This is a genomic window from Microbacterium panaciterrae, assembly GCF_039541635.1.
GTDB classification, from domain to species: domain Bacteria; phylum Actinomycetota; class Actinomycetes; order Actinomycetales; family Microbacteriaceae; genus Microbacterium; species Microbacterium panaciterrae.
This window is the reverse complement of record NZ_BAABGP010000003.1, coordinates 1-240: the sequence shown is the minus strand read 5'-3', so window position 1 is coordinate 240 and position 240 is coordinate 1. Positions and strand designations below refer to the sequence as shown.

Here is a 240-nt window from a genome sequence, read left to right as displayed (position 1 = left end):
CTTCATCCCGGTCGATGACACGGACGGCGCGGACGGCGGAGCGGATCCGTCGCATCCGGAGGGTGTGCCGGATCCGGAGGATCTGCGCACCCCCGCGCAACGACGGCATGATGCGTTCGCGGCGATCCTGACCACCACAGCCGGCACCGGTCGGTTCCCGACCCTGGGCGGTGCGGCCCCGACCCTGGTCGTGTCCGTCACCGCCGCCGACTACACGGCCGGGGTCGGGCGGGCGCACGT

1 protein-coding gene is annotated in these 240 nt (G+C 73.3%); it reads left to right on the top strand.

Going from position 1 to position 240, the window contains the following annotated elements:
- A partial coding sequence (locus ABD882_RS00040) for a DUF222 domain-containing protein (protein ID WP_345183929.1) occupies window positions 1–240 on the top strand: 240 nt, incomplete at both ends.